At 71.0% G+C, this 26,515-nt stretch carries 24 protein-coding genes and 1 pseudogene; 21 read left to right on the forward strand and 4 right to left on the reverse strand.

The window, feature by feature from the left end:
- Window positions 1–76 precede the first annotated feature (76 nt).
- The 18 genes from E1266_RS13080 to E1266_RS13165 all read left to right on the forward strand — a co-directional run bounded on the left by E1266_RS13080 (window position 77) and on the right by E1266_RS13165 (window position 19,453).
- A complete protein-coding gene (locus tag E1266_RS13080) occupies window positions 77–1,420 on the forward strand; it encodes an AMP-binding protein (RefSeq protein WP_132046620.1) in 1,344 nt (447 codons plus the stop codon).
- Window positions 1,420–2,556 (forward strand): acyl-CoA dehydrogenase family protein, encoded by a 1,137-nt coding sequence (locus E1266_RS13085; protein WP_132046621.1) that lies wholly within the window; start codon window positions 1,420–1,422, stop codon window positions 2,554–2,556. Before E1266_RS13080 ends, E1266_RS13085 begins: the two co-directional genes overlap by 1 nt.
- Window positions 2,553–3,464 carry a CoA-transferase gene (locus tag E1266_RS13090; protein ID WP_132046622.1) on the forward strand — a complete coding sequence of 304 codons (912 nt, stop codon included), beginning with the start codon at window positions 2,553–2,555 and terminating at the stop codon, window positions 3,462–3,464. The genes E1266_RS13085 and E1266_RS13090 overlap by 4 nt, the downstream gene beginning before the upstream one ends.
- Window positions 3,464–4,249 carry a CoA-transferase gene (locus E1266_RS13095; RefSeq protein ID WP_132046623.1) on the forward strand — a complete coding sequence of 262 codons (786 nt, stop codon included), beginning with the start codon at window positions 3,464–3,466 and terminating at the stop codon, window positions 4,247–4,249. The genes E1266_RS13090 and E1266_RS13095 overlap by 1 nt, the downstream gene beginning before the upstream one ends.
- A complete protein-coding gene (locus tag E1266_RS13100) occupies window positions 4,246–5,382 on the forward strand; it encodes a CoA transferase (RefSeq protein WP_132046624.1) in 1,137 nt (378 codons plus the stop codon). The genes E1266_RS13095 and E1266_RS13100 overlap by 4 nt, the downstream gene beginning before the upstream one ends.
- Window positions 5,382–6,950, forward strand: a complete 1,569-nt coding sequence (locus E1266_RS13105; RefSeq protein ID WP_132046625.1) for an AMP-binding protein — start codon at window positions 5,382–5,384, stop codon at window positions 6,948–6,950. The genes E1266_RS13100 and E1266_RS13105 overlap by 1 nt, the downstream gene beginning before the upstream one ends.
- Window positions 6,947–8,083 carry an acyl-CoA dehydrogenase family protein gene (locus tag E1266_RS13110; RefSeq protein WP_165966067.1) on the forward strand — a complete coding sequence of 379 codons (1,137 nt, stop codon included), beginning with the start codon at window positions 6,947–6,949 and terminating at the stop codon, window positions 8,081–8,083. Before E1266_RS13105 ends, E1266_RS13110 begins: the two co-directional genes overlap by 4 nt.
- Window positions 8,080–8,967 (forward strand): CoA-transferase, encoded by an 888-nt coding sequence (locus E1266_RS13115; RefSeq protein WP_132046627.1) that lies wholly within the window; start codon window positions 8,080–8,082, stop codon window positions 8,965–8,967. Before E1266_RS13110 ends, E1266_RS13115 begins: the two co-directional genes overlap by 4 nt.
- The gene (locus E1266_RS13120; protein WP_132046628.1) at window positions 8,964–9,785 is read left to right on the forward strand and encodes a hypothetical protein; all 822 of its coding nucleotides are present in this window, start codon (window positions 8,964–8,966) and stop codon (window positions 9,783–9,785) included. The genes E1266_RS13115 and E1266_RS13120 overlap by 4 nt, the downstream gene beginning before the upstream one ends.
- Entirely contained in the window at window positions 9,770–10,183 is a 414-nt protein-coding gene (locus E1266_RS13125) for a Zn-ribbon domain-containing OB-fold protein (RefSeq protein ID WP_132046629.1), read from the forward strand. The genes E1266_RS13120 and E1266_RS13125 overlap by 16 nt, the downstream gene beginning before the upstream one ends.
- Complete coding sequence (locus E1266_RS13130; RefSeq protein ID WP_132046630.1) at window positions 10,180–11,346, forward strand: acyl-CoA dehydrogenase family protein; 1,167 nt, start codon at window positions 10,180–10,182, stop codon at window positions 11,344–11,346. Before E1266_RS13125 ends, E1266_RS13130 begins: the two co-directional genes overlap by 4 nt.
- Window positions 11,327–13,273 carry an ABC transporter permease gene (locus tag E1266_RS13135; RefSeq protein ID WP_132046631.1) on the forward strand — a complete coding sequence of 649 codons (1,947 nt, stop codon included), beginning with the start codon at window positions 11,327–11,329 and terminating at the stop codon, window positions 13,271–13,273. Before E1266_RS13130 ends, E1266_RS13135 begins: the two co-directional genes overlap by 20 nt.
- Window positions 13,274–13,372: 99 nt before the next feature.
- Window positions 13,373–14,596: an ABC transporter substrate-binding protein gene (locus tag E1266_RS13140; protein WP_132046632.1), complete on the forward strand. Its 1,224-nt coding sequence runs from the start codon at window positions 13,373–13,375 to the stop codon at window positions 14,594–14,596.
- A 109-nt stretch (window positions 14,597–14,705) separates the two neighbouring features.
- A complete protein-coding gene (locus tag E1266_RS13145; protein WP_165966068.1) occupies window positions 14,706–15,455 on the forward strand; it encodes an ATP-binding cassette domain-containing protein in 750 nt (249 codons plus the stop codon).
- Window positions 15,452–16,177, forward strand: coding sequence for an ABC transporter ATP-binding protein (locus E1266_RS13150; protein WP_132046634.1), 726 nt, complete (start codon window positions 15,452–15,454; stop codon window positions 16,175–16,177). Before E1266_RS13145 ends, E1266_RS13150 begins: the two co-directional genes overlap by 4 nt.
- The gene (locus E1266_RS13155; protein WP_132046635.1) at window positions 16,174–17,142 is read left to right on the forward strand and encodes an LLM class flavin-dependent oxidoreductase; all 969 of its coding nucleotides are present in this window, start codon (window positions 16,174–16,176) and stop codon (window positions 17,140–17,142) included. Before E1266_RS13150 ends, E1266_RS13155 begins: the two co-directional genes overlap by 4 nt.
- Window positions 17,139–18,272, forward strand: coding sequence for a thiolase family protein (locus tag E1266_RS13160; RefSeq protein ID WP_132046636.1), 1,134 nt, complete (start codon window positions 17,139–17,141; stop codon window positions 18,270–18,272). The genes E1266_RS13155 and E1266_RS13160 overlap by 4 nt, the downstream gene beginning before the upstream one ends.
- Window positions 18,273–18,286: 14 nt before the next feature.
- Window positions 18,287–19,453, forward strand: coding sequence for an acyl-CoA dehydrogenase family protein (locus tag E1266_RS13165; RefSeq protein WP_132046637.1), 1,167 nt, complete (start codon window positions 18,287–18,289; stop codon window positions 19,451–19,453).
- 3 nt (window positions 19,454–19,456) lie between these two features.
- Here E1266_RS13165 and E1266_RS13170 read toward each other — a convergent pair whose 3' ends face one another.
- Entirely contained in the window at window positions 19,457–20,983 is a 1,527-nt protein-coding gene (locus E1266_RS13170) for an AMP-binding protein (RefSeq protein ID WP_165966069.1), read from the reverse strand.
- 67 nt (window positions 20,984–21,050) lie between these two features.
- Between E1266_RS13170 and E1266_RS13175 the strand changes: the two genes are divergently transcribed.
- The 3 genes from E1266_RS13175 to E1266_RS13185 all read left to right on the forward strand — a co-directional run bounded on the left by E1266_RS13175 (window position 21,051) and on the right by E1266_RS13185 (window position 24,314).
- A complete protein-coding gene (locus tag E1266_RS13175) occupies window positions 21,051–21,329 on the forward strand; it encodes a hypothetical protein (RefSeq protein WP_132046639.1) in 279 nt (92 codons plus the stop codon).
- Window positions 21,330–21,508: 179 nt separating this feature from the next.
- On the forward strand, window positions 21,509–23,488 hold the full coding sequence (locus tag E1266_RS13180) for an NAD(P)/FAD-dependent oxidoreductase (protein WP_207945611.1): 1,980 nt from the start codon (window positions 21,509–21,511) through the stop codon (window positions 23,486–23,488).
- A 61-nt stretch (window positions 23,489–23,549) separates the two neighbouring features.
- Window positions 23,550–24,314, forward strand: coding sequence for an SDR family NAD(P)-dependent oxidoreductase (locus tag E1266_RS13185; protein WP_132046640.1), 765 nt, complete (start codon window positions 23,550–23,552; stop codon window positions 24,312–24,314).
- 601 nt (window positions 24,315–24,915) lie between these two features.
- On the opposite strand, the pseudogene E1266_RS13190 reads toward E1266_RS13185, so the two are convergent.
- From E1266_RS13190 to E1266_RS13200, 3 genes and pseudogenes are all read right to left on the reverse strand, one after another.
- Window positions 24,916–25,200: pseudogene (locus E1266_RS13190) on the reverse strand (transposase); the annotation flags it as partial.
- 92 nt (window positions 25,201–25,292) lie between these two features.
- Entirely contained in the window at window positions 25,293–25,520 is a 228-nt protein-coding gene (locus E1266_RS37970) for a hypothetical protein (RefSeq protein WP_165966070.1), read from the reverse strand.
- A gap of 18 nt (window positions 25,521–25,538) precedes the next feature.
- Window positions 25,539–26,087, reverse strand: coding sequence for a hypothetical protein (locus E1266_RS13200; protein WP_132046641.1), 549 nt, complete (start codon window positions 26,085–26,087; stop codon window positions 25,539–25,541).
- Window positions 26,088–26,515: the final 428 nt, after the last annotated feature.

Here is a 26,515-nt window from a genome sequence, read left to right on the forward strand (position 1 = left end):
AACCGCCCTTGACATCCCGAAGTCTGTCTGAATACATAGATGGAGCGCTCGCTCCAATAGCCAAGGTAGGTGCCTCGTGGGACAAGAAGTCGACGTCTACGCCGCCGCCGAGAGCGCGCCGTGGGACGAGGTCGTGGCGGACGCCTTCGAGCGCGCGACCCGCCAGATCGCCGACGTGCGGTCCCGCTCCCCGTTCTACGCGGACCTCTTCGATGCCGCCGGGGTCGGCCCGGACCACCGGATCCGCGACTGGGACGACCTGGCCAAGATTCCGACGACGGACAAGCGGGACATCCGCGCCTCGCTCGCCGCCGCGCCGCCGCTGGGCCGCCACCTCGGCGTCGACCGGACGCGGCTGGTCCAGGTCCAGGCGACCTCCGGGACCACGGGCTCGCCGTCCTACCTCGGCCTCACCGAGGCCGACATCGCGACCTGGAACGAACTCGGCGCGCGCGCCTTCTACGCGGCCGGCTTCCGCGCCGGCGACGTGGTGCTGCACGCCTGGTCGCTGGCCAAGGGGTTCACCGGCGGCGTCCCCGCGGTCAGGATGCTCGCGCACCTGGGCGCGACGGTCGTCCCGGTCGGCGCGGAGGCCGGCCTGCACAAGATCCTCACCGTCGCGAAGGAGCAGGAGGCGGTCGCGATGTGCACCGCGCCCAACTTCGCGCTCTACCTCGCCGACAAGTGCGCCGAGACGATCGGGGTGCCGGCGACCGAGCTCGCCGTCACGAAGCTGGTGGTGGGCGGCGAACCCGGCGGCGGCATCCCGGCGATCCGCGCGCGGATCCAGGATGGCTGGGGAGCGACCTGCTGCGAGGTGCTGGGCAACTCCGACATCGCGACGATCGTCTGGGCCGAGTGCCCCGAACGCGACGGCATGCACTTCATCGGGCAGGGCCTCGTGCTCCCGGAGATCGTCGATCCGGTCACCGGCCGGCACGTCGAGCCCGTCGCGGGAGCGACCGGCGAGCTGCTCTACACCGCGCTGCAGCGCGAGGCGTCGGCGCTGATCCGCTTCCGCAGCGGCGACCTGGTCCAGATCACCGATACCGGGTGCGCCTGCGGCCGCACGAGCTACAAGCTGCGCTGCGACGGACGCACCGACGACATGCTGCTGGTGAGGGGCATCAACGTCTGGCCCACCGCAGTGCAGGGGGTCGTGGCCGACTTCGCCCCGCGCGCCACCGGGGCCATGCGGATCGTGCTCGACTTCCCCGGCCACGTCACCAACGACAACCTCGTCGTCAAGGTCGAGCACGCGCCCGGTCTGCCCGCCGGCGCACACGGCGAGCTCGCCCGCGACATCTCCGCCGCGATCCGCAGCCGGCTCTCGTTCAGGGCCGACGTGCGCATCGTGCCGGCCGGCGAGCTGGAACCCCCCGGCGCCGCGAAGGTCCGGCTGGTGGAACGGAGCATCTGATGGACTTCACCCTCTCGCCCGAGCAGGCGGCGCTGCGCGACTCCGCCCGCGACTACCTCGCCGCGAAGGTGCCGCTCGGCCTCGCCCGCGAAGCCGACGAGACCGAGACCTTCCCGCACGAGGTCTACCGCGGGCTCGGCGACCTCGGCTGGCAGGGACTGCCGTTCTCCGAGGAGTACGGCGGCTCCGGCGGGGACGAGTTCGACGAGGCACTGGTGGTGGAGCAGCTCGGCTACGCGATGATGCCGCTCGCCGCGTGCTTCCTCGTGACGGTGCTCACCTGCGGCAAGACGATCCGCGACGTCGGAACCGAGGCGCAGAGGCGGGCCTGGCTGCCGGGGATCTCCGCGGGCACCGCGTACGTCAGCTACGCGCTGACCGAGCCGTCGGCGGGCTCCGACGCGGCGAGCATCCGCACGACCGCGAGCAAGACCGGCGACGGCTGGCGGATCAACGGGCAGAAGATGTTCTGCACCGGTGCGGACATGGCCTCGGTCATCCTGCTCATCGCCCGTACCGGGGGGCCGGGCAAGGACGGGCTGTCGATGTTCCTCGTCGACCCGAAGACACCCGGCATCACCATCCAGCGGCTGCCCAAGCTCGGCCTCAGGCCGTACCACACCTGCGTGGTCTTCTTCGACGACGTGGACCTTCCCGCGGACGCCCTGCTGGGCACGGAGAACGAAGCCTGGCGCTACATCGTCGCGAGCCTCAACCGCGAGCGGATCGCGTGCGCCGCCATGACGCTGGGCACCGGCCAGGCGGCTCTCGACTACGCGGTCGCCTACGCCAAGGAGCGCGAGCAGTTCGGCGTGCCGATCGGATCGTTCCAGGCGATCCGGCACCGGCTGGCGGACGCGCACGTGCGGCTGCGGCAGGCCCGCCTGCTGACCCACCGGGCGGCGTGGCTGGAGGCGAACGGCCTGTCCTCCACCCGCGCCGCGTCGATGGCGAAGGTATGGGCCACCGAGACCTGCGTGGACGTCGCCGGCGACGGGATGCGGGTGCTCGGCGGCTACTCCTACACGATGGACCACCCGATGCAGCGCTACCTGCGCGACGCGCTGATCCATCCGATCGGGGCCGGGACCAACGAGATCCAGCGCAACATCATCGCAAAGGAGCTGATCGGGTGAAGGGCGTCAACTCCACCCACCGCCGCGTCGTCGTCACGGACGAGGCGAGCGCCCTCGACGGGCTGCGCGACGGCATGACCGTGGCCATCGGCGGGTTCGCCAATTCGGGCCACCCGATGAGCCTCGTCCGCGAGGTGATCCGCCGCCGCCCGAAGGGGCTGACCGTGATGGGCGCGGCGACCTCGAGCCTCGAGGTCGACATGCTGATCGCGGCCGGCTGCGCCACCAAGGTGATCAGCCCGTACGTGGGCGGCGAGACGATCGTCGGCATCGGGCCCGCCTACCGCCGGGCGGTCGAGTCCGGCGAGGTGAAGGTCTGGGAGATCGACGAGGCGATGTACTACTGCGCGCTCAACGCGGCCGCGCAGAACCTGCCCTTCCTGCCCTGGCGCGCCCTGGTCGGCACCTCGTTCCCCGAGGTCAACCCCGACCTCAAGGTGTTCGAGGATCCGATCCGCGGCGAGCCCCTGATCGCGGTGCCCGCGGTCGCGCCGGACATCGCGCTGCTGCACGCGGGCGTGTCCGATCCCTACGGCAACATCCAGCACGTCGGCAGCGGCTTCGGCGACCGGGCCATCGCCAGGGCGTCCGACAAGGTCATCGTCTCGGTCGAGCGGATCGTCTCCAACGAGGAGATCCGCCGGGCCCCCGAACGCACCTCGATACCGCTGGTGCGGAACGTGGTCCGGGCACCGTTCGGCGCGCACCCCTTCTCCAGCCTCGGCCACTACCTGGAGGACGTCCCCTTCCTCAAGGACTACGTCGCCGCCGCCGAACGGTGGCGGGCGAAGGACGACCGCGACCCGCTCGACGAATTCTTCGACACCTACGTGTACGGACCGGAGGATCACATGGCCTACCTCGACCGGATCGGCAGCCGCCGGCTCTTCGGATTGAACGAGTTCTGATGCGCACCGACGTCACGACGAAGGAGCTCATGGCCTGCGTGATGGCGCGGGACCTGGAGGACGGTCTCGGCGTCCCGGTCGGCGCCAACCTGCCGGTGCCGCGGGCGGCCGTGCTGCTGGCCCACCTGATGCACGGCCCGGACATGCTGGTGCTGCTCTCCTGGACCCGGGCCAACCTCGTGGACGTGCCGGAGCTGCGGCCGTTCGAGTTCATCACCGACTGGCGCGCCGCGCAGTGGGGCGAGTCGTACTGGGCGCACGACGACGGCTTCCTCAACATGAAGCAGCGGTCCAACTGGATCTTCTACGTCGGCGGGATCCAGATCGACCAGTTCGGCAACTCCAACCTCTTCGGGGTCGGCGACGACCACTCGCGGCTGAAGTTCCGCGGCCCCGGCGGGGTCGGCACCGGCAACATGGCCGCGTTCACCAACCGCTACTACCTCTACAGCCAGACGCACAACCCGCGGATCTTCGTGCCGAAGGTCGACTTCGTCTCCGCGCTCGGCTGGGGCGAAGGACCGGGCACCAGGGAGAAGTGGCACATCCCGGGCGGCGGCCCGCGCTACTGCTACACCCCGCTCGGCGTCTTCGACTTCGAGCCGGAGACCAAGCGGATGCGCGTCAAGTCCGTCCACCCCGGCGTGACCGTCGACGACGTCGTGAAGGCGACCGGATTCGAGCTGGTCATTCCCGGCGAAGTGCCGTTCACCCCCGAGCCGACCGACGAGGAACTGGAGATCCTCCGGACGCGGGTCGACCCCACCGGGATGTTGCGGTCATGACCCGCACGGGTGCCTGCTCCGGCCTCCGGGTGCTCGACCTCACCCAGCTGCTTCCCGGTGCCGTCGCCACGCTCTTCCTCGCCGATCTGGGCGCCGACGTGCTCAAGGTCGAGCGCCCCGGCGAAGGCGACTACATGCGCTGGGTGCCGCCGGTGACCGGCGGGATGGGCGCGATGTTCGCGGCGGCCAACCGCAACAAGCGCTCGATGACGCTGAACCTCAAGACGGTGGCTGGCCGGGAGGTACTGCACCGCCTGGCCGCCGACGCCGACGTGGTCATCGAGGGTTTCCGGCCGGGGGTCGTGGACCGGCTGGGCGCCGGCTTCGACGAGCTGTCCGCGCTCAACCCGCGCCTCGTCTACTGCTCGCTGTCCGGGTACGGGCAGACCGGCCCCTACGCCCGGCGGCCCGGTCACGACCTCAACTACCTCGCCGCGGCCGGGGTCACCGCGCTGACCGGCGCGGCCGGCGCGGATCCGGCGCTCGTCGGCCCGCAACTCGCCGACGTTTGGGGCGGCGGCATGACGGCGGCCGCCGCGGTGCTCGTCGCGCTCCTCGAACGCGCGGGCACCGGCCGGGGCCGCTACCTCGACGTCTCCATGCTGGACGGATCGACCCTCGGGCTGGTCAACCACCTGCCGTACTGGCTCGGCGCCGGCGTCGCCTACGAGCGCGGTGCGCTGCCGCTCAACGGCGGCCACGCGAACTACGGCATCTACCGGGCCAAGGACGGCTACGTGACGATCGCCGACTACGAGGAGAAGTTCTGGCGCCGCACCTGCGCGGTGCTCGGGCACCCCGAGCTCGCGGGTGCGCACCAGACGAAGGAGGCCGAGGACACGCTGCGCGCGGTGTTCGCGACGAAGACCCGCGCGGAGTGGGAGGAACTGCTGGGCCCCGAGGACTCGTGCTTCATGCCGGTGCTGACGCCCGAGGAGGCGGCGGAGTCCGAGCACTTCGCGGACCGCGGCCTGATCGTCGAGGTCGGCGGCGGGCGCCAGCTCGCGACGCCCGTGACGCGCTTCGGTGACGGTGCCCACACGCCCGCGCCGGCGCTCGGCGCGCACACCGACGCGGTGCTGACCGGGCTGGGACTCGACCCGGGCGAGCTGCGCGCGGAAGGGGCCGTGTGATGCAGGTCCTCAGCGGCCGTGACCGCACGATTCCGACGTTCCTGCGGACCAAGGCGGAGCGCAACGGCTCCCGGCCCGCACTGCGTTTCCAGGACGAGACGGTCAGCTACGACGAGCTCTACGCCGACGCTGTGCGGCTGGCGTCGGGACTCGTGGAGATCGGCGTCAGGCCGGGGGACACCGTCGCGATGGCGCTGCACAACTCGCTCGACTTCCACCGGTGTTGGTTCGGCGTGAACCTCGCCGGCGCCGTGGAGGTGCCGGTCAACACCGAGTACCGCAGCGACGGCCTCGCCTACGTGCTCAACAACTGCGAGGCGCGGGTGCTGATCGCCGACGGCGACCTGCTGGCCCGGGTCCTGGAGATCCGCGAGGACCTCACGGAGCTGCGCGTCGTCCTGGCGCGGGGCGGGCTTCCCGATGACCCGCGCGGGCTCGACGTCCGTCCCCTCCGGTCGGTGCCGGCGGCCCCCGGTGCTCTTCCGGTGGTCCGGCCGGGCGACCACGCCGCGGTGATGTACACCTCCGGCACCACCGGGCCGCCGAAGGGCGTCGTCCTCCCGCACGGCTGCGCGATCTCCTGGGCCGAGGAGACGGTGCAGATGCTCGGGCTGCGGCCCGGTGAGACGCACTACTGCTGCTACCCGCTCTTCCACACGCTGGCGCAGTACTTCGCGACGATGCCGGCGCTCGCGAACGACGGCGTGCTCGCGCTCGCGGAACGGTTCAGCGTCACCCGGTTCTGGGACGACGTCCGGCGCTTCGGCGCCGCCTCGGCCAACATGATGGGCTCCACGGTGTCCCTGCTGCACGCCGCGCCGGCCCGGCCCGGCGACCGGGACAATCCGCTGCGGATCGCGTTCGGCGCGCCCGCGCCGCCCGCGGTACTGCCGGCGTTCCAGGAGCGCTTCGGCCTCCGGTTCGTGGAGATCTACGGCTCCAGCGAGGCCAACGTGGTGCTCTGGAACCCGCTCGACGACGTCCGGGCCGGCACCTGCGGGAAGCCGATCGGCGCGTTCGACGTGCGCCTGGTCGACGCGGACGACGAGGAGGTCCCGGACGGCGAGGTCGGCGAGATCGTCACCCGCCCGCACCGGCCCCACTCGATGATGTCCGGCTACTACAACATGCCCGAGGCGACGGCGGCGGCATTCCGCAACCTGTGGTTCCACACCGGCGACCTCGCCCGGCGGGACGCGGACGGCTACCACACCTTCGTCGACCGGGCGAAGGACGCGATCCGCCGGCGCGGCGAGAACATCTCGTCCTGGGAGGTCGAGTCGGTCGTGGCGCGGTGGCCGCAGGTCGAGGACTGCGCCGCGTTCGGCGTGCCGTCCGCGCTGTCCGAAGAGGACGTGATGGTGGTGATCGTCCCGAAGCCCGGCGAGGAGCCGCGCATCGACGAGCTGGCCGCGTTCTGCGCCGAGCACATGCCGCGCTACATGGTGCCGCGGTACTGGGAGATCGCCGAAGAGCTGCCGCGCACCCAGACCGGCAAGGTGGAGAAGTTCCGGCTGCGCGACCGGGGGGTCGGGCCGAAGACATGGGACCGGGAGCGAATCGGATGAGACTCATGGAAGACACGCGCGAGAGCGCGCTGCGGGAGGAGTTCCGGGCCTTCTTCGCCGAGCACTGCGCCCCGGAGTACGCCGACGAGTGCGACGCCCGCGGCCGCTTCCCGGAGGAGCTGTACAGGGCCGCCGGCCAGGCCGGCCTCCTGGGCGCCTGCCTGCCCGCCGAGCACGGCGGCCGCGGCGAGGACGCCACCGCGCTGGCGATCCTGTTCAGCGAGGCGGGGCGGGCGTTCCCCGACTTCGCGAACCTGATCGTCCGGCAGCATCTCTGCGCGACCGTCCTCGAACGGTTCGGCTCGCCGGAGCAGCGCGCCGAACTGCTGCCGCGGTTCGCCCGCGGCGGCATCCACATGGCGTTCGGCGCCTCCGAGCGCGGCGCCGGCAGCGACGTGACGGCGCTCGCCACCACGGCGCGCCGCGACGGCGGCGAGTACGTCGTCGACGGCGAGAAGCTCTACGCGACCGGCGCGCACGTCGCCGACGCGGTGCTGGTCTTCGCGAGGGAGCCGGGGACCTCGGGCAGGGAGGGCATCTGCGCGCTCGTCGTGTGGTCCGGCAACCCGGGGATGCGGGCCGAACGGCTGGACACGCTCGGCGTCCGGGCCACCGGGACGGCGATGGTCACGCTCACCGCGGCCCGCGTCCCGGCCGATGCCCGCGTGGGCGGCGACGGTGAGGGCTGGCGGGTGCTGCGCAGCGGCCTGGACATGGAGCGGCTCGCCACGGCGGCGATCGCGACCGGGGCGTCCCGGTTCCTGCTCGACCGCACGATCGGCTACCTGAACGAACGCCGCCAGTTCGGCCGGCCGCTCTCGGGCCTGCAGGCCGTCCGCCATCGCCTCGCCGACCTGGCGATGCGGACCGACGCGGCCGAGCTGGCGACGATGGCCGTCGCGCACGGCCTCGCCACCGGCGCCCCGGTGCACCTGGACGCCTCGGTCGCCAAGCTGGCCGCCACCGAGACCTACATGGCCGTGGCGCACCAGGCGGTCCAGCTCGAAGGCGGCCACGGCTACACGAAGGACTCGGTCGTCCAGCGGCACTACCGCGACGCCAAGATGTACGAGATCGGCGGCGGGGCCTCGGACGTCCAGCGGGACATCATCGCGAGAGGACTCGGCCTATGACCGGCACACGGGAACGCGTCGTCGTGGAGCTGGCCGCGGCCGCGGGGCGCGTCGAGTCCGGTATGACCGTCGGAGTCGGGGGGCTGGGCACCTCCAGCCACCCGATGGCCCTGCTGCACCAGGTGATCCGGCAGGGGACCCGGGACCTGACCGTCGTCGCGGGCCCGATGGCCGGACTCGACGTGGACCTGCTGATCGCCGCCGGGTGCGTCCGGGAGGTGGTGTCCTCCTATGTCGGCGCCGAGCGGCTCGCGTCCATCGGCCCGGCCTACCGGCGCGCGGTGGAGGCCGGCGACGTCGCCGTCCGGGAGGTCGACGAGGGGATCTGGGTCCAGGGCCTGCGGGCCGCGGCGCAGCTCGTCCCGTTCCAGGCGTGGCGCGGCGGGGTCGGCACGGCACTGCCCGACCGCAACCCCGACCTGCGGCCGATCGACGACCCGTTCGGCGGTCCGGCCCTGCTCGCGGTGCGGGCGCTGCCGCTGGACGTCGCGATCCTGCACGCCGCGACCGCCGACGCCTACGGCAACGTCCAGCACGTCGGCACGGGCTTCGCCGACCGGCTGCAGAGCCAGGCCGCCGACCTGACGATCGTCCAGGTGGAGCGGATCGAGAGCAACGAGGGCATCCGCCGCGCACCCTGGTTCACCACCATCCCCGACGCCGACATGGTGGTCCACGCGCCCGGCGGTGCACATCCCTACGCGAGCCCCGGCTACTTCGTCGAGGACGAGGACTTCCTGCGCGACTACGTGGCCGCGGCCAAGGCCGGCGGCGCCGAACTGGCCGCGTGGCTCGACCGCTACGTGCACGGCTGCGCCGACCACCACGACTACCTCGACCTCATCGGCCTGCGAAGGCTGTTCGGACTGGGGGAGCACCCATGACGGCCCCGACGACATCGTTCACTTACCAGGAGTTCCTGGCCTGCCTGGTCTCCCGGCAGATCGAGGACCACCGGCCCGCGTTCGTCGGCGCCGCGCTGCCGGCGATCCGGGCGGGCACGCTGCTCGGCCACCTCATGCGCGGCCCCAGCATGCGCATGCTGATCTCGATGACGACCACGAACGTCCACCACAATCCCGTGATCGGCCGGTTCTCCTACGTGACCGACTGGCGCGGCGGGCGCTGGGCCGAGCATTACCGGGTGGTCGAGGACATCTTCGGCGGGATGCGCCGGGTGGCCCGCTGGCGCGGGTTCTTCGTGGGCGCGCTCCAGGTCGATCCCTACGGCAACTCCAACCTGCTCGGGGTCCGGGCGCGGGACGGCAGGCCGGCGATGCGCGGCGCGGGCAGCGTCGGCACGCCATCGGTCACCGCGGTGGCAGAATCCTTCAACATTCTGCTGAATCGGCACTCGCCATCGACTTTTGTTCCGAAATGTGACTACATAAGCTGTCCCGGCTGGCTGGACGGCAGCCCCGGAGCACGGGACGAGCTGGGCCTCCGCGGCGGACCGGAACTGTGCATCAGCCCGCTGGGGGTGTTCGACTTCCCGGAAGGGACGAGACGGATGCGGTTGCGGACGGCCCATCCGGGCGTGCCGGTCGGCGACATCGTCGCGGCGACCGGGTTCGAGCTGGAGATCCCCGAGACGGTCGGTGAGACGGCCGCACCCACAGACGAAGAGCTAGAGCTGCTCCGTACCCGGGTGGACCGGCACGGAGAGCTGCGTAAGGGGGAAGAACCGTGGCCATCGACGTGACCGTCAAGCCGCTGCCCGCCCCGGCGCCGGAGGCGGCGCCGTACTGGGACGGCCTGCGCGCCGGACGGCTTCTCATGCAGCGCTGCGCGAGCTGCGAGCGACTCCAGTTCTATCCCCGCTCCATCTGCCGGCACTGCCTCGGCACCGACCTCGGATGGGCCGAGATGGCCGGGACCGGAAGGATCTACTCCTTCACCGTCATCCACCGCGCGCCTTTCGAGGCCTTCAAGGCCGACGTGCCCTACGCCTACGCCGTGGTCGAACTCGACGAGGGTCCGCGGGTCGTCGCCACCATCGAGACCGACGACCTGGACGCGCTCGCCATCGACCAGCCGGTCACCGCGGTCTTCGACGCCGTCACCGACGAGGTGACCCTGCTGCGGTTCCGGCCCGCATGACGGCCCCCTACGCCCCGCCGGCCGAAGTCGAGGAACTGCGCGAGGTCGTCACCGCCTTCACGGCGAAGGAGGTGGCGCCCCTGGTCGCCGCCGCCGAGCGGGACGAGGTGTTCCCGCGCGAGCTCTTCGGCCGCTGGGCCGAGGCCGGGCTGCTCGGGCTGCGGGTGCCGGATGAGCACGGCGGATCCGATGCCGGCCTCCAGACGGAGACCATGCTGGTGGAGGAGACCGCCCGGGTCTGCGCCGGCTTCGCGACCTCGCTCATCGTGCAGCTCACGGTCGTCCCCGGCATCATCCGCGCGTTCGGCACCGAGGCGCAGAAGGCCGCACTGCTGCCCGGGGTCGCTTCGGCCGAACTGGTCGGCTCGCTCGCGGTGACCGAGCCGGACACCGGTTCGGACGTCCGCTCGATCAAGGCACGCGCGGAACGCACCGCCGGCGGCTACCGGATCAGCGGCAACAAGGTCTTCATCACCAACGGCACGCTGGCCGACTTCTACATCGTCGCCGCGGTCGTGGACCCGGACGCGGGCCACCGGGGCATCGGCCTGTTCGTCGTGCGCCGGGACGCCCCGGGCCTCACCGCGGTGGAGAAGATGCACAAGACCTCGGTGCGCTCCTCCGACACGGCGATGCTGACCTTCGACGGCTGCGCCGTGGCCGAAGCGGACCTGCTGGGCGGCGACCTGAACGGTTTCGCCAAGCTGATGTCCACCTTCGACGGCGAGCGGGTGGTGCACGCGGCACGCGCGCTCGGCCTCGCCAGGGCCTGCTTCGACGCCGCGGACGCCTACGCCTCGCAGCGTCACCAGTTCGGCAGCCCGATCCGGTCGTTCCAGGCGGTCGCGTTCAAGCTGGCCGACATGGTGGTCGGGATCGACGCGGCGACCCTGCTCGTGTACCGGGCCGCCGCGCTCGCCGACTCCGGCCTGCCGTTCCATCGCGCCGCTTCGGTCGCGAAGCTGTTCACCACCGAGACCGCCCGCGCCATCGCCGCCGAGGCCATGCAGGTGCACGGCAGCTACGGGCTCACCGCCGACTTCCCGATCGGCCGGTACGTCGCCGACGCACAGCTGGAGACCATCGGGACCGGCACGTCCGAGATCCAGCGACTGATCATCAGCAGAGAACTGGAGGCCGAGCATGGGCGCCGTCCTCGCTAGCTCCATCATCACCGGATCGCTTTACACCATCATGGCGCTCGGCCTGGTGGCCATCTACAAGACCACACGGGTCTTCAACTTCGCGCACGGGATGATGGCGGCGTTCTGCGGCTACGTCTCATACCAGCTCGTGACCGTCTGGGAGCTGCCCTTCGTGGTCGGCGTACTGGCGGGCATCGGGATCGGCGCGCTGCTCGGTTTCCTCGTCGAGCGGCTCCTGCTGAGCCGGCTCTACCAGCGCACGCCGCTGGAGCTGGTGATCGCGACGTTCGGCGTCTCGCTCGTGCTGCAGTTCCTGATCATCCGGCTCTGGGGCCACGAGGAACGCGGTGTCTCGGCGCCGTTCGACGACCGGCCCATCTTCGCCGGCGTCACCGGATACGACGTGCTCGTCGTCGTGATCAGCCTCGCGGTCGTCGGGCTGTTGTCCATGGTGCTGCTCCGCACGGACGTCGGGCTCAAGCTGCGCGCCACGTTCGAGGATCCGGTCGCGGCGCGCCTCGCGGGCATCAACGTGAGCTGGGTGCGGACGCTGTCCTGGGTGGTCGGCGGGGCGATGGCGGGGCTGGCCGGGGTGCTGCTGACGCCGCTGCTGTTCCTCAGCCCGGGCACCATGAACGTCATCCTGATCACGGCGTTCGCCGCGGCGGTGATCGGCGGGTTCTCGTCGTTCTACGGCACGGTGGCCGGCGGCGCCGCGGTGGCGCTGGTACTCAACGTGGGCGGCACCTACGTCTCGCTCCAGTTCCGCAACCTGATCCTCTACGCGGTGATCCTGGTGTTCCTCTGGCTGCGGCCGCAGGGGCTGCTCGGCGAGCAGGAGGACCACGCGCACGCCGCCGAGGGCGAGCGCGCCGGAACGATCATGCGGCGCTGGCACCGGATCCTGGCGATGGCCGGGCAGGCCGGCGAAACGGTCCGGCAGCGGGCGCTGCACGGCCACGCACCGCAGTGGCTGCTGCACGCCCTGATGGTCGTCATCGTCATCACCGCCCCGGCGATCCTCGGCGTGGAGTGGCAGATGAGCCTCGGCACCTGGCTCATCTACTTCATCGCGGTGGCCGGACTGGCGATGATCATGACGTACGCCCACCAGTTCTCGCTGGCGCAGAACGCCTTCATGGGCGCCGGGGCCTACGCCACCGCGTGGTTCGTCACCGACGCCAACGGCAACTGGCTGCTCGCGATCGTCCTGACGACCCTCGGCGCCGCCGCCGTCTCGGTGCTGATCGCACTGCCCTCGGCCCGGCTCAAGGGCGCCTACTTCGCGGCGATGACCCTCGCCCTCGCCCTCGCCCTGCCCGAGGCCGCCTACAACTGGATCGGCCTGACCGGCGGCGGGAACGGCAAGGTCGTGGAACGTCCCGCGGTCGGCGGCGAGGCGCTCACCGGCGACCAGCTCTACCTGCTGGTCGCGACCATCGCGATCGCTGTGTTCGGCGCGCTGATCGCTTTCCGCAACTCGCCGCTCGGCCGGCGGATGGTGCTCGCCTCCGACGCGCCGAAGGCCGCCCGCAGCATCGGCCTGTCCCCGCACTGGTGGCAGGTCGCGGTGCTCGCGATGGGCGGGACCCTGGGCGGCGTGGCAGGCTCGCTCTCCGCCCTCCACTCCGGGATCGTCTCTCCCGCCTCGTTCACGCTCGACCTCGCTCTGCTGCTGTTCGTGGCGGCCGTCGTCGGCGGTTCGGTCACCGGGGCGTTCTGGGGCACGGCGATCGTCGTGCTCGTCCCGGTGGCGTTCAAGGAGAGCCAGGAGTTCTCCATCATGTTCTTCGGGCTGGCGCTGATCCTGGCGTTGTTCGTCCTGCCCCGCGACATGTCCGGCGTGGACGTGCTCAGCCGCCGCCGGAGAGCACGCGGCGAATCGGTCGCGCCGACGGCGCCCGACACCGTCTCCTCCGCCGTCCAGTCGCCCATTTCCACCTAGAACGCGTTCGCAGTGCACCACCTGAGGGGTGTGAAGTCCGCCAATTCAATTGGAGCGATCGTTCGCTACAGTCGCTCGACGCTTGAGAGAGGACATGACATGTCCGCAAAACGCGCCAGAAGCTGGGGCTTCCTCGCGGCCGTGACCACGGTCGCGGTCACCCTCACGGGATGCGCCGCGGGCGGGGGTGAATCCGGCGGCGATGCCGCGGCTCCGGGGGTGGACGACTCCACCAAGACCGTGACCCTGGGCGGATGGCGGCTCGCCTCCGGCGCCTACGCCTCGCAGAACCAGACCACGCAGGCGGTCGAAGCCTGCCTCAAGGCGTCCAACGATGCCGGCGGCGTCAACGGCTGGAAGTTCGAGTACACCGCCAACGACACCGGCGGCGACCCCACCCGGGCACTGCAGGAGGTGAAGAGCCTGGTGGACACGAAGAAGGCCTTCGCGCTCCTGTGGGGGCCGGGCACCCCGTCGAACAACGCGGTGCTGCCGTACGTCAAGCAGACCGGCGTCCCCTACTTCCCCGGCATGTCCGGCGACCCGTTCGTCGGAGAGGTCGTCGAGAACGTCTTCCCGACCATTCCGCCCTACAGCTACCAGGCCATGTACATGGCGCAGCACGCGATCCAGGAAATGGACGCCAAGAAGATCGCCCTCCTCTACCAGAACGACGACGTCGGGCAGAGCGTGCACGAGGTGATGGCCGGCTTCGTGAAGAGCAAGGGCGCCGAACTGGTCGCCGACGTTCCGCACACCGCCACCGACACCGACTACACGTCGATGTCGCAGAAGATCGCGAAGGCCGAGCCGGACGCGGTCATCGCCTGGGGCTACCCGAACGCCCTGGTCAAGACCAAGGCGGGCGTGATGGGCGCCGGGGTCGACGTGCCGTGGTTCGCCGCGTACTACAACGCCAACGAAGACGTCGTCAAGCTCGACCCCAAGACCGTCGAGGGCACGTACTTCAACTACTACCTGACCCCGTTCTTCGCCGACACCCCGGCGGTCGAGGGGTTCAAGAACGCGATGAAGAAGTACTACCCGGACGTGCCGCCCAGCGGTCTTCCGCTCAACGGGTACGCGTCGTGCCAGGTCTTCCTGGAGGCGTTCAAGGAGATGACGAAGGACGGCGCGCAGCCGACCTGGGACGGTCTCTTCAAGGCCCTCAACGGCTTCGAGGCCCGCCAGGTCGGCGTGGTGCCGAGCGTCACCTACAGCGCGGACAAGCACACCGGGCCCAACAAGTCGTACCTGATCCAGATCAAGGACGGCGATTGGAAGCAGGTGGCCGACGCGACCGAGATGCCCACCGGCCAGTGATCCGCGGCCGGCGCACCCCGGCCGGCGGCACCTAACCGGCGGACCGGCCCGTCCCAGGGCCGGTCCGCCGGACACCCCGCCATCGGCAAACCCAGGAAAGGAGACTGCGGTGGCTTCGACATCCGAGCGAGAGTCGGCGTCCCCCGCCGTCGAGGTCGCCGCGGTATCCGTCACGTTCGGGAACCTGCGCGCCGTCGACGACGTGACCCTGACGATCGCGCCCGGCGAGATTCGCGGGCTGATCGGGCCGAACGGCGCCGGCAAGTCCACGCTGGTCAACGTCATCGCCGGCGAGCAGCGTGCGCACACCGGAGACGTGCGGCTCGGCGGGCGGACCTTCACCGGCCGGCCGCCGCGCGACCGGGCGGCCGCCGGTCTCGCCCGCACGTTCCAGCACCCCGAGATCGCCGGCCGGCTCACCGTGGGGGAGAACCTCGACATCGCCCGGCGCCGCGCACCCCGCGAGCGGCGCCGCACGCTCGGCTGGGTCGACGAGCTGATCGGCGAGCTCGGCCTGGCGCCCTGGCTTCCGGTGCTGGCCAAGAACGCGCCTTACCCGGTGCTCAAGCTCGCCGACACGGTACGGGCGCTGCTGACCGCGCCGCAGGTGCTGCTCGTCGACGAGCCGGCGGCCGGGCTCAACCGCGACGAGCGGGAGAGGCTGGTCGGCCTGCTGACCGCCGCCCGCGAGCGGCTCGGCACCACGATCGTCGTCATCGAGCACGACGTGCCGCTCGTCTTCGGACTCTGCGAGCGGATCAGCGTGCTCGACTCGGGCCGGCTGATCGCCGACGGCGCCGCGGACGAGGTCCGGCGCCATCCCGAGGTCATCGAAGCCTACCTGGGGGTGCACCAATGAGCGCGCTCGAAGTACGGGACCTGGTCTGCGGGTACCTGGCGACGCCGGTACTGCGCGGCGTCGGCTTCTCCGCGGCCCCGGGCGAGGTGGTCGCCCTGCTCGGTCCCAACGGCGTCGGCAAGACCACCCTGCTCAAGACGCTCAGCGGCCTCGTCCAGGCCAGGTCCGGCACCGTGACGGTCGGCGGCCGCGACGTGACCAACCTGCGCACCGAGAAACTCGCCCGGGCCGGCGTGATCCTCGCCCCCGAAGGCCGCCGCCTCTTCACCGGGCTGACCGTCCGCGAGAACCTCCGGATCGGCGCCCTCACCGGCCGCGAGGCGCCGGGCATCGACGAGGTGCTGGAGATCTTCCCCCGGCTGCGCGAGCGCCTCGACTTCAAGGCCGGCTCGCTCAGCGGCGGCGAGCAGCAGATGCTGGCGGTCGGCCGGGCGCTGATCGGCGGCCCCGGCGTGCTGCTCATCGACGAACCCTCGCTCGGTCTCGCGCCCAAGCTCGTCGCGGCCGTCTTCGACGTCTTCGGCTCGCTCGCGGCCCAGGGCCGCGCGGTCATCGTCGCGGAGCAGAACGTCGCCGAGGCGGTCCGGGTCGCCGACCGCTGCCTCGTGCTCGCCGACGGCCAGATCGCGCTGGCCGCGCCGAGCCGCACGGAGGCCGAGTGCGCGCACGTGCAGGCCGAGTACGCCCGACTGCTCGCCATCGAACTGCCGGAGGCCTCATGACCGCGCCCCGCTTGGGCATCTGCATGCCGCTGACCTCGACGGCCCCGACCGCCGGCGGCTACCTCGCGCAGCTGACCGCGGAGGCCGAGGCCGCCGACGCCGCCGGCCTCGACCTGGTGATGCTGCCCGAGCACCACCAGGGCGTCCCGGTCAGCTACGCCGCCCCGCTCACGCTCGCCGCGCACCTGCTCGCCCGCACGTCACGGATCACGGTCGCGACCGGCGTGCTGGTGCTGCCCGCGCACCACCCCGTGCACCTCGCCGAGCAGGTGACGATGCTCGACAACCTCTCCGGCGGCCGGTTCGCGCTCGGCGTCGGCGCCGGCTACCAGGAGTCGGACCTCGCACCGTTCGGTGTCGGCCTCGCCGACCGGGGAGCCGTGCTGACCGAGACGCTCACCGGGCTCGGCGCGCTGCTCTCCAGCGAAGAGGCCGCCTTCGCCGGCGACCACGTCGCGTTCCCGTCCTTCCGGCTGCGGCCCCGGCCACTGTCGGCGCCCCGGCCGCCGATCTGGCTCGGCAGCTGGTCGCGCACCGGGGTGCGGCGGGCGGCCGAGCTGGCCGACGGGTGGATCGCCGACCCGATCCGCACCATCACCGAGATCGCGGAGATGGCGGCGGCCTACCGGGCGGCGGGCGGCACCGGCCCGGTCGTCGTCATGCGCGAGGCGTGGGTGGACACCGATGTCGCCACCGCTCGCCGGGCGTTCGAGCCGGCGATCGCGCCCGTCTTCGGCTACTACCGCAAGAGCGGCGCCTACACGGGCTCGTTCGACGACCTGGCGGCGGACCGCTTCGTGCTGGGCAGTGCCGACGACTGCGTCGCGCAGGCGCGGGACGTCGCCGACCGGACGGGCGCCGACATCGTGCTGCTGACCGTCCGTCATCCGGCGGGACCGGGCCACCCGGAGACCTTGGAACACATCGCCGCGCTCGGCAACGCATGGAAGGCGGTCCGGATATGAACGAGGTCGTCGTGCTCTCCGCCGTGCGGAGCCCGATCGGCAAGCGGAACGGCGGGCTTTCCGCGGCGCACCCGGCCGACCTGCTCGGGGCCGTGCTGACCGCGGCCGTCGACCGGGCCGGCCTGACCCCGGCCGACGTCACCCAGGTACTGGCCGGCTGCGTCACCCAGGCCGGCGCGCAGGGCTACAACATCGCCCGCAACGCCGCGCTGGCCGCCGGGTTCCCGGCCGAGGTGCCGGGTTCGACGATCGACGCCCAGTGCGGCTCGTCCCAGCAGGCGGTCAACCTCGGTGCCGCGCTCGTCGCGAGCGGGGCGGCGGAGGTCGTGGTCGCCTCCGGTGTCGAGTCGATGTCATGGCTGCCGCTCAACACCGCGGTCGAGGCGGGCCCGGGAGAGCCGCTCAACGACGCCTACCGGGACCGGTACGAGGTCGTCCATCAGGGCGAGTCGGCCGAGCGCATCGCCGACCTCTGGAACCTCGACCGGCCGGCGTGCGACGAGTTCGCGCTGGCCTCGCAGGACCGCGCCGCCGCCGCATGGGCCGCCGGCCGGTTCGACCGCGAGGTCCTGCCGCTGGCCGGGGTGACCCGGGATGAGGGCATCCGGTCCAGCTCCCTCGACGGGCTCGGCGGGCTCAAGCCCGTGTTCCGGCCGGACGGGCGGCTGACCGCGGGCAGCTCGTCGCAGCTCTCGGACGGCGCCTCCGCCCTGGTGCTGACGTCCGCGGCCCACGCCGCCGCGGCCGGCCTGCGCCCCCGGGCCCGGATCGAGGCGCAGGCGACGGTCGGCGTCGACCCCGTCCTGAAGCTGACCGGACCGATTCCCGCCACCCGGGCGATCCTCGCCCGCACCGGCCTCGGCCTCGCCGACATCGGCCTCTTCGAGGTGAACGAGGCGTTCGCGAGCGTCGTGCTGGCCTGGCAGGCGGAGCTGGGCGCCGATCCAGAGCGGGTCAACGTCAACGGCGGCGCCATCGCGCTCGGCCACCCGGTGGGCGCGACCGGGGCACGGCTGGTGACGACCGCGCTGCACGAGATGGAACGGTCCGAAACCGAGCGGGCCCTGGTGACCATGTGCTGCGGCGGCGGGCTCGGCACGGCCACGCTGCTCTCCCTGATCGACGACTAAGGACGGTTCGAGCCATGACACTGGTGAAGCTGGACCCCTCCTACGAGGAGCTGCGGGCGGTGGCCCGGGACTTCGCCCGGAAGGAGGTGCTACCGCGGGCGGCCGAGCTGGACCAGAGCATGGAGTACCCCGAAGCGCTCTTCCGGGCCATGGTCGACGCCGGCCTCACGGCGCTGCCGATCCCGGAGGAGCTGGGCGGCTCCGGAGCCGGCATGGTGGGGCTCTGCGTGGCGATCGAGGAGGTCACCCGGTACTGCCAGAGCGCGGGCCTGATGGTGCTGCTGAGCCGGCTCGCCGCCGGGCCGCTGCTCGTCTCCGGCTCGCCCGAGCAGCAGCGGCGGTACGTGCCCGACGTGGCCGCCGGCCGGCGGCGAGGGTCCTTCTGCCTCACCGAGCCGCAGACCGGGTCGGACACCTCGGCGATCACCACCGGCGCCCGGCGCTCCGGCGGCGGCTACGTCCTCGACGGACGCAAGGCGTACATCTCCGGGGCCACCGTCGCCGACTTCTATGTCGTGTGGGCCCGCGTCCCCGACGAGGAGGGCCCGCGCAACCTCGCCGCCTTCGTCGTCGACCGGGACAGCGCGGGGGTGTCCATCGGGCACATCGACGAGAAGATGGGCGTGCGCGGCGTGCCCACGGCCGAAGTCGTGTTCGAGTCGGTCGTCGTGCCGGCCGACGCCCGGCTCACCCCGCCCGGCAAGGGGTTCGCCCATCTCATGGCGCAGCTCAATTCGGCCCGGCCGGGGGTGGCCGCCCGCGGCCTGGGCCTCGCCGGCGGCGCGCTGCGCTACGCCGCCGACTACGCCAGGCAGCGGCAGGCGTTCGGCGGGACGCTGCTGGACCTGCAGGCCGTGCAGTTCCTCCTCGCCGACATCGCGATCGGCCTGGAGGGGGCGCGGTCGATGGTCTACAACTCGGCGGCGCTCGTCGACAGCGGCTCCTACGGCAAGGAGGCCGCGCCCTACATCGCGATGGCCAAGGCCGCGGCCGCCGACCTCGCGGTGAAGGCGTCGTCGGACTGCCTCCAGGTGCTCGGCGGCGCCGGCTACATGATGGACCACCCGATGGAGCGCTACTACCGCGACGCGAAGCAGCTCCAGATCGTCGAGGGCACCTCGCAGATCCAGCGGCTGATCGTCGGCCGGTCGATCCGCGACGGCGGGCTGACGTTCGACTGAGGGTCAGACGTGGTGCGTGTCCCCCGTGACGCCCTCGGCCCGGAGGCGGTACTTCTCCACCTTCGCGGTCGGGGTGCGCGGCAGGGCCCCGACGAACCGGATGTAGGCCGGCACGGCGAACCGCGGCAGTTCGGCGGCGCAGTGCCGGGCGAGCTCCGCCGCGGTCAGCGCCTCGTCGGCGCGGATCACCGCGATCATCACCTCGTCCTCGCCCAGCCCGGACGGCACCGGGTAGGCGGCGACCTCGGCCACGCCCGGATGCCGCACGACCGCCGCCTCGACCTCGAGCGAGCTGATGTTCTCGCCCCGCCGGCGGATCGCGTCCTTGCCCCTGTCCACGAAGTAGAGGTAGCCGTCGGCGTCGCGGTACCCGAGGTCGCCGGTGTGGAGCCAGAGGTTGCGGAACGCCTCCACGGTCGCCTCGGGCATGGCGTGGTAGCCGGCCATCATCGCGCTGTTCTGCCGCGGCCGGACCACGATCTCCCCCTTCTCGCCGGGGCCGAGCGGCCGGTCGTGCGGATCGTGGATCTCCAGCTCGTAGAGGCCGACGGGCGTGCCGGCCGAGCCCGGTTTCGGCGCGTCGTAGGGCTGGTAGGTCACCTGACCGGCCTCGGTGATGCCGTAGCCGTTGATGAGCCGGACCCCGAACCGCTCCTCGAAGCGCCGTTCGACCGCCGCGGGCACGGCGACCGCGAACGCGAACCGCACCCGGTGGTCGCGGTCGCCGGGCTCGGCCGGGCGGTTGTAGAGCATCGAGGTGATCGCGGCGATCGACCCGAACCCGGTCACGCCGTACCGGCGGCAGTCGTCCCAGAAACGCGATGCGCTGAACTTCTGCGCGACGACCAGTTCCGCGCCGGCGATGAGCGGGGCCATCGTGCCGGAGAGCTGCGCCATCCCGTGGAAGAGGGGCAGGCAGGTGTAGTAGACGTCGTCCTCGCCCAGGCGCATGTTCCGGATGTTGGCCGCGGCCATCAGCAGGAAGTAGCGGTGGCTGAGGACCACGCCCTTGGAGCGGCCGGTCGTGCCGGACGTGTACATGATGGCCGCCGGCTCGGTCGTACCGTCGAACGACTCGTCCGGCTCGCCGTCCAGCTCGGTCCAGGCGGCGGCCGCCCGCTCGTCGGCGTCGCAGATCAGCAGCTTGTCCAGCGGGCCGAGCGCGGAGACGCGGTCGGCGTACCGGTCGTCGACGACGACCGCCGCGCACCCGGACTGCTCCAGCACGTAGCGCAGCGATGCGCCGTGGAAGGCGGTGTTGACCGGCACCTCGACGGCGCCGATGAGGGCCAGGGCGAACCAGGTGGTGAGGAAGCGCGGGCCGTTGTCCATGACCAGTGCCACACGCGTGCCGCGTCCGACGCCGAGGGCCTGCAGGCCGCCGGCGACGCGACGCACCTCCGACCAGAGCTGCCGGTAGGTCAGACTCTCCGCGCCCGAATGGCAGAAGACGCGGTCCGGTGTCGCGGCCGCGCGCTCCCGCAGCGGATCGGTGATCAAACGATAGGGCGTCTCCACGGAGTCCGTCATGCGACTACTGTAGCGAGCGCTCCATCCAACTGCTACCCTCGTCCGTGAGCGTCGGAAAAGGAGCGACATGAAGCGGATACCTCGGTTCCCGGCCACTTCGCCGCGACCACTCCACGAGGCCGACCGCGCCACCGCTCAGTACGGTTCGCCGTCCACCTCCAGCCGGCCGCCTACGGCAACCTTGTGCTTCGTCCTGCCGGAGTTCGCCGACGAGATGTACTCCGGCCGCCCGGTACGGACCGCCGAGTTCCTCGCCTCACCGGTGCGGCCGGTGCCCGATCTCCAAGCCGGCGCCCGGGTCCCCGTCCATGCGGCCATGGAATTCGTCGGTGTCGACCGCAGCTGATCTTGGCCCTCTCCGAGGGCCGGTCAGTCCTCCGGCCGGACGTTTCGATGAGTGCCCGCTCGCCGGCGCACCCGGCGAGGTATCCCGCACCGACCGGGACTGCGCGGACCGGCTCGGCGTCGAGCGGCTCGTGTCAAGCCGCAGGGAGCGAGCGGCCCCTGGCTCCACCAGACCGACCGATGACCGATCCCACCGTGCTCGAACCAAGGAATGCTGTGGTGCTGCGAATGTCCGAGGCGAAGCTCCAGCCGGATGAGACCCGGTTGCGCGCCGCTATGGCCGACGCGAACATCCCGACCCTGCTCATGGTGCTGGTACAGCTCACCGGCGACCGGCGATGGCTCGAACCGCCCTACCGGCCGACCCGGCCGCGGGGACTGGACGACAATCCGACCGGAGGTCTCTCCGAGCACGACCAGGCCACCGTGCGCGAGGCCGCGGTAGACGCCGTCCTGCGCTGGCGTGACGGCGCGCCGCCGGCGTTGCCGATGCCCGACCGCGACCTGATGTCGCGCATGATGCATCTCAGTGTCGGTGAACCGGTCCCACCGGAGTACGGTTTGCTGCTCGTTGACGAGCTCACTCCGCCGGCCGCCGCCGAGCCGCCTCTTCAGGAGGCCGGCTTCTCCGTCGCCGTGATCGGTGCGGGCGTCTCGGGGCTCCTGGCTGCGGTCCGCCTGCGGGAGGCGGGCATCTCCTGCACGGTGTTCGAACGAGGCGACGAAATCGGCGGCACCTGGTATTACAACGGGTACCCGGGCGCCGGCGTCGACACGCCCAGCTACATCTATTCGTACTCGTTCTTCCCCTGGGACTGGAAAACCCACTTCGGCCGGCGCGACGATGTGCTCGACTACCTGCGCGCCATGGTCCGGCACTACGGACTGTCGGCATGCATCGAGTTGCGGACGACAGTCTCTTCCGCCGTCTACGATGCCGCAGCGCAGGGGTGGTCGGTGACGACCGTGCGCGACGATGTCTCGCGCACCCGGCGGTTCGACGCCGTCATCAGCGCGGTTGGGCAGCTGAACGTCCCGGCAATCCCCGAACTGCCGGGGCTCGCGGATTTCCGCGGCCCGGTGTTCCATTCGTCGCAGTGGCCCGCCGATCTCGACGTCACCGACAAGCGCGTGGCGGTGATCGGAACCGGTGCGAGCGCGATGCAGATCGTGCCGGCGATCGCGCCGCGCGCGCGCCACCTGACGGTGTTCCAGCGGTCGCCGCACTGGATAGCGCCGAGCACCGACTACTTCGGGCAGGTGCGGCCGACGGTCCATTTCCTCATGACGCACGTGCCCTACTATCGGGCCTGGTACCGGTGGCGCCTCGGATGGATCTTCAACGACAAGGCGCATGCGTCGCTGAAGATCGATCCCGAGTGGCCGCACCCGGAGCGGTCGCTGAACGCGGTCAACGACCGCCATCGCGAGCACTTCACCAACTACCTGCGCGAGCAGCTGGCCGGCCGGCCGGACCTGCAGGCGAAAGCGCTGCCGAACTACCCCCCGTTCGGCAAGCGGATGCTGCTGGACAACGGCTGGTACGCCGCGATCCGCCGGGACAATGTGTCGCTGGAGGCTACGCACGCGGCGGCGCTGACCCCGTCCGGGGTCCAGTCCGCCTCGGGCGGCGAGCACCCGGCCGACGTGGTGGTCCTGGCGACCGGCTTCGAGGCGCTGAAGCTCGTCCAGACGGTCGAGATCCGTGGCCGTTCCGGGCAGACCCTGCGGGAGCTGTGGGGTGACGACGACGGCTGGGCCTACCTCGGGATCACGACCCCGGACTTCCCGAACCTCTTCTTCCTCTACGGTCCGGGCACCAGTTCGGGGGCGGGCGGGAGCTACATCTTCATCGCCGAATGCCAGGTGAACTACATCGTCTCCCTCCTGCGGCAGATGCGCTCCCGCGGGCTGGCCGTCGCCGAGGTGAGGCGCGAGGTCTCGGACGAGTACAACGCCAAGCTGGACGACGCGCACGCCGGGATGGTCTGGACCCATCCCGGAGTGCGCAACTACTACCGCAACAACAAGGGCCGCGTCGTGACCAACTCACCATGGCGCTTCATCGACTACTGGCAGATGACGCGATCGCCGGATCTCGCCGACTACGAAACCGAGCCCGATGGGGAGGAGGTAGCCCCACGGCTCAGACAGAACTAATGCGTTCCCGGGTGAGGAAACGGGTTCGCGGATGCACTGAAGGAAATGCGAGGAGTTGTTGATGAACACGAGTCGGCTGTTCGACCTCACAGGACGTTCCGCACTGGTCACCGGGGCTGCCGGGGGCATCGGTGCCGCGGTCGCTCACGCCCTCGCCGGCGCCGGGGCGGCGGTGTTCGTCACCGACCTCGACGCGGATGCGGCCGCCGCCGTCGCCGAGCGGATCACGGCGGCCGGTGGCCGGGCCGACAGCGCTGCCCTGGACGTGCAGGACCGGGCGGCGGCCGAAGCAGCGGCCGCGCGTGCGGCAACGCTGACCGGCGGCACGCTCCACATCCTCGTGAACATCGCGGGCGCCACCGCACCCGCGATGTTCGCCGACACGACCGAGGAGTCCATGCAGCGGATCCTCGACGTCCACCTCATGGGCGCCTTCCGCTGCTCCCAGGCCGCGCTGCCGTACCTGCCGACTGACGGCACCGGCCGGATCGTCAACGTGACGTCATCAGCCGGGCTGACCGGCACGCTCGGCCAGGTCAACTACTCCGCAGCCAAAGCCGGCATCGTCGGCATGACCAAGTCGCTGGCCCGCGAACTGGCCAGGAAGAAGATCACTGTCAACGCGCTCGCGCCGCTGGCCGCCACCCCGATGACCGAGACCATCCGGACCAACGAGAAGTTCGCCGCCACCATGCTCGCCCGAATCCCCATGGGCCGCTGGCCCGAGCCCGAGGAGGTCGCGGGCGCCTTCGTGTTCCTCGCCTCCGACGCCGCCTCCTTCGTAACCGGCCAGGTGCTGCCTGTGGACGGCGGAGTGGTGATCTGATCTCCAAACCCGCTGGCGACGCTATCGCCGGGTCACGTCGTTGGCCGTTCACCGCATCGGGCGGCCATACGGGGCACCGCAAGACCGGGGATGAGTTGCGGGAGGCGGGCTGGAAGATGGCGGTCAGCACCGTGGCAGCACGGAGGGCCGAGTTGTGCTTGGCCGGGCGGGCTTCGGCGAAGAGCCGGTCGCTGTCCCGTCCAGGCCGGCGACCCGGCCGCGCCGGATGTGCTGCGGTGCATGTTCACTGCGGTGGCGTCGGCCTTGCTGTGGAGGGAGGTGCTTGGTCGTCGCATTCCTCGTCCCGGGCACCGCTTGCCACGGCTGCCTCAGCAAGGGTCTGTGGATGTTCACCTGTGCGGACAGCAAGGACTTCTTGATCGAGTGGCACCGCAGAACAGTCGATCAAGGTCGATGGAAGTCGATCGGGGAGCCTCCCACCTGCAGAAACTCCCTGGGAGAGTCGCGGTGGGTCCCGGGGGAGTCCACCTACGGTGGCTCCCCAATTGGCTCCCCTGCGGCTCTCCTACCTTCTGGGAAGTGCTCTACGGCGAGAAGGTCCATAATCGGCGGCGGCGATGCTGCAGCGTCAGTCGCTCTCTGTCTGGACAATCGTGCGAGGCCAGACGGTCTCCACCGCCTCGGGCAGGCCCTTGAGACCGTCGCAGACCAGCATCAGCACGTCTTGGACGCCGCGGTTCTTCAACTCGGTGAACACGTGCAGCCAGTACTTGGCGCCCTCACCGCCGTCGCCGGCCCAGATGCCCAGGATGTCGCGGTGGCCCTCCGCGGTCACCGCCATCACCACGTAGATCGGCCGGTTGGCGACCTGCCCGTCCCGAATCTTGACGTTGACCGCGTCCACGAACAGGACCGGGTAGACGCGGCAGTCTCTAGCGAACGTCGCGAATCCTGAGCAGGGGAGATCGCGATGCCCAGATGGGCGTGGAACAAGGCTGCGCCGGAGGCCAAGCGGCGCTACTTTGAGCTGATCCGGCAGGGGCTGTCCGGTTCGAAGGCGTCGCTCAAGGTCGGCGTCTCGTTGAGCTGTGGGGCGAACTGGTTCATCGACGCTGGCAGCGTGTCGATGATCGAAAAGCCGATCAGCAGTCGGTACTTCAGCCAGGACGACCGCCCGAGATCGCCGATGGCCTGGCGGCCCGCGAGCCGGTCAAGTCGATCGCCGCACGGATCGGTAAGAGCCACCAGAGCGTGTACCGCGAGCTAGTCCTCAGCGAAGGCCAGGAAGGTGACGGTGGCCTGGTCGCCGATCCCGATCAGTGCGCGATCGAAGGTGTGGTCGGTGACGGGCCACCGTTCAACGCCGTCATAGAAGTCGCCGGTGTCGAAGCACCAGTTGGGAAAGACGCAGTTGGACCACCAGCGGTTCTGTGGCCCGAGCAGGTGCGCGACCTGCTGCAGGATCGGACGAACGATGTCCGGTGTCCACGGCCCGACTGAGGTTCCGTCAGGTGCCCATGGCCCGACCTGGTCCTCATAGGCCAGGTCCTCGGTGCAGGCCGCCGTCAGCAGCGCCAGGATCTGGTCGTCGGAGAATGTGAGCAGCCGCAGACTTCCGTCCAGTTGCTCCACCGTGGGCGGCCAAGATCGCGTCGGGTAGTTGCCGCGCGGCATGTCCGGAGCGGACACCACGGCGTGCAGCAGGTGTGCAGGGGAGATACGGGGGTCGTGGCCGACCGAGATACGCAGGTGGAAGGCAGAGGGTGAGGCGAGAGGGGCCAGCAACCGCCTGATCTCTGTTGCGGTGGTCATGAACCACAGTTGTACCGACTCGCGAGGCGAGCGTGGGCGGCGACATTTCTGGCGACGCCTGGCAAGACGACGGCTGACACAGGCCAGCGCTATACCGTCCACATCGCAGGCTCGGCCTTGGTGCGCTCCATATGGAGGTGCATCAAGCGATGTGACGCGGTTGTAGGACGGGCCCTCTGGGTTCGGCGTTCGGTCGCGGTATAAGGGAGCCGGAGCAGTTGGAACTCGTCGTGCAGGTGAAACAAGCGGCGGAGGGCATTACGGCTTTGGTCGCGGTTGTCTGCGACGCTGCTGATCGGGACGGAACCTGTCAAACCGGATGAGACGTCAGGCCACGTGGGTGGTTTGTGGCTTGTTGTCGGTCTGGGGTTGGGGTGGCGGGTTGATCCAGACCTTGTCCGGTAGCGGGGGCGGTGAGGGGCACCGGC

This window comes from Actinomadura sp. 7K534, from assembly GCF_004348575.1.
In the GTDB taxonomy this organism is placed as follows: domain Bacteria; phylum Actinomycetota; class Actinomycetes; order Streptosporangiales; family Streptosporangiaceae; genus Spirillospora; species Spirillospora livida.

Excerpts from the sequence above, each read along its gene's own strand:
- E1266_RS13110 (WP_165966067.1), top strand. The coding sequence starts at position 6,947 with ATGAGACTCATGGAAGACACGCGCGAGAGCGCGCTGCGGGAGGAGTTC.
- E1266_RS13170 (WP_165966069.1), bottom strand. The coding sequence starts at position 20,983 with ATGACGGACTCCGTGGAGACGCCCTATCGTTTGATCACCGATCCGCTG.
- E1266_RS13085 (WP_132046621.1), top strand. The coding sequence starts at position 1,420 with ATGGACTTCACCCTCTCGCCCGAGCAGGCGGCGCTGCGCGACTCCGCC.
- E1266_RS13115 (WP_132046627.1), top strand. The coding sequence starts at position 8,080 with ATGACCGGCACACGGGAACGCGTCGTCGTGGAGCTGGCCGCGGCCGCG.
- E1266_RS13180 (WP_207945611.1), top strand. The coding sequence starts at position 21,509 with ATGACCGATCCCACCGTGCTCGAACCAAGGAATGCTGTGGTGCTGCGA.
- E1266_RS13175 (WP_132046639.1), top strand. The coding sequence starts at position 21,051 with ATGAAGCGGATACCTCGGTTCCCGGCCACTTCGCCGCGACCACTCCAC.
- E1266_RS13150 (WP_132046634.1), top strand. The coding sequence starts at position 15,452 with ATGAGCGCGCTCGAAGTACGGGACCTGGTCTGCGGGTACCTGGCGACG.
- E1266_RS13095 (WP_132046623.1), top strand. The coding sequence starts at position 3,464 with ATGCGCACCGACGTCACGACGAAGGAGCTCATGGCCTGCGTGATGGCG.
- E1266_RS13135 (WP_132046631.1), top strand. The coding sequence starts at position 11,327 with ATGGGCGCCGTCCTCGCTAGCTCCATCATCACCGGATCGCTTTACACC.
- E1266_RS13105 (WP_132046625.1), top strand. The coding sequence starts at position 5,382 with ATGCAGGTCCTCAGCGGCCGTGACCGCACGATTCCGACGTTCCTGCGG.
- E1266_RS13160 (WP_132046636.1), top strand. The coding sequence starts at position 17,139 with ATGAACGAGGTCGTCGTGCTCTCCGCCGTGCGGAGCCCGATCGGCAAG.
- E1266_RS13120 (WP_132046628.1), top strand. The coding sequence starts at position 8,964 with ATGACGGCCCCGACGACATCGTTCACTTACCAGGAGTTCCTGGCCTGC.
- E1266_RS13155 (WP_132046635.1), top strand. The coding sequence starts at position 16,174 with ATGACCGCGCCCCGCTTGGGCATCTGCATGCCGCTGACCTCGACGGCC.
- E1266_RS13185 (WP_132046640.1), top strand. The coding sequence starts at position 23,550 with ATGAACACGAGTCGGCTGTTCGACCTCACAGGACGTTCCGCACTGGTC.
- E1266_RS13165 (WP_132046637.1), top strand. The coding sequence starts at position 18,287 with ATGACACTGGTGAAGCTGGACCCCTCCTACGAGGAGCTGCGGGCGGTG.
- E1266_RS13140 (WP_132046632.1), top strand. The coding sequence starts at position 13,373 with ATGTCCGCAAAACGCGCCAGAAGCTGGGGCTTCCTCGCGGCCGTGACC.
- E1266_RS13200 (WP_132046641.1), bottom strand. The coding sequence starts at position 26,087 with ATGACCACCGCAACAGAGATCAGGCGGTTGCTGGCCCCTCTCGCCTCA.
- E1266_RS13130 (WP_132046630.1), top strand. The coding sequence starts at position 10,180 with ATGACGGCCCCCTACGCCCCGCCGGCCGAAGTCGAGGAACTGCGCGAG.
- E1266_RS13100 (WP_132046624.1), top strand. The coding sequence starts at position 4,246 with ATGACCCGCACGGGTGCCTGCTCCGGCCTCCGGGTGCTCGACCTCACC.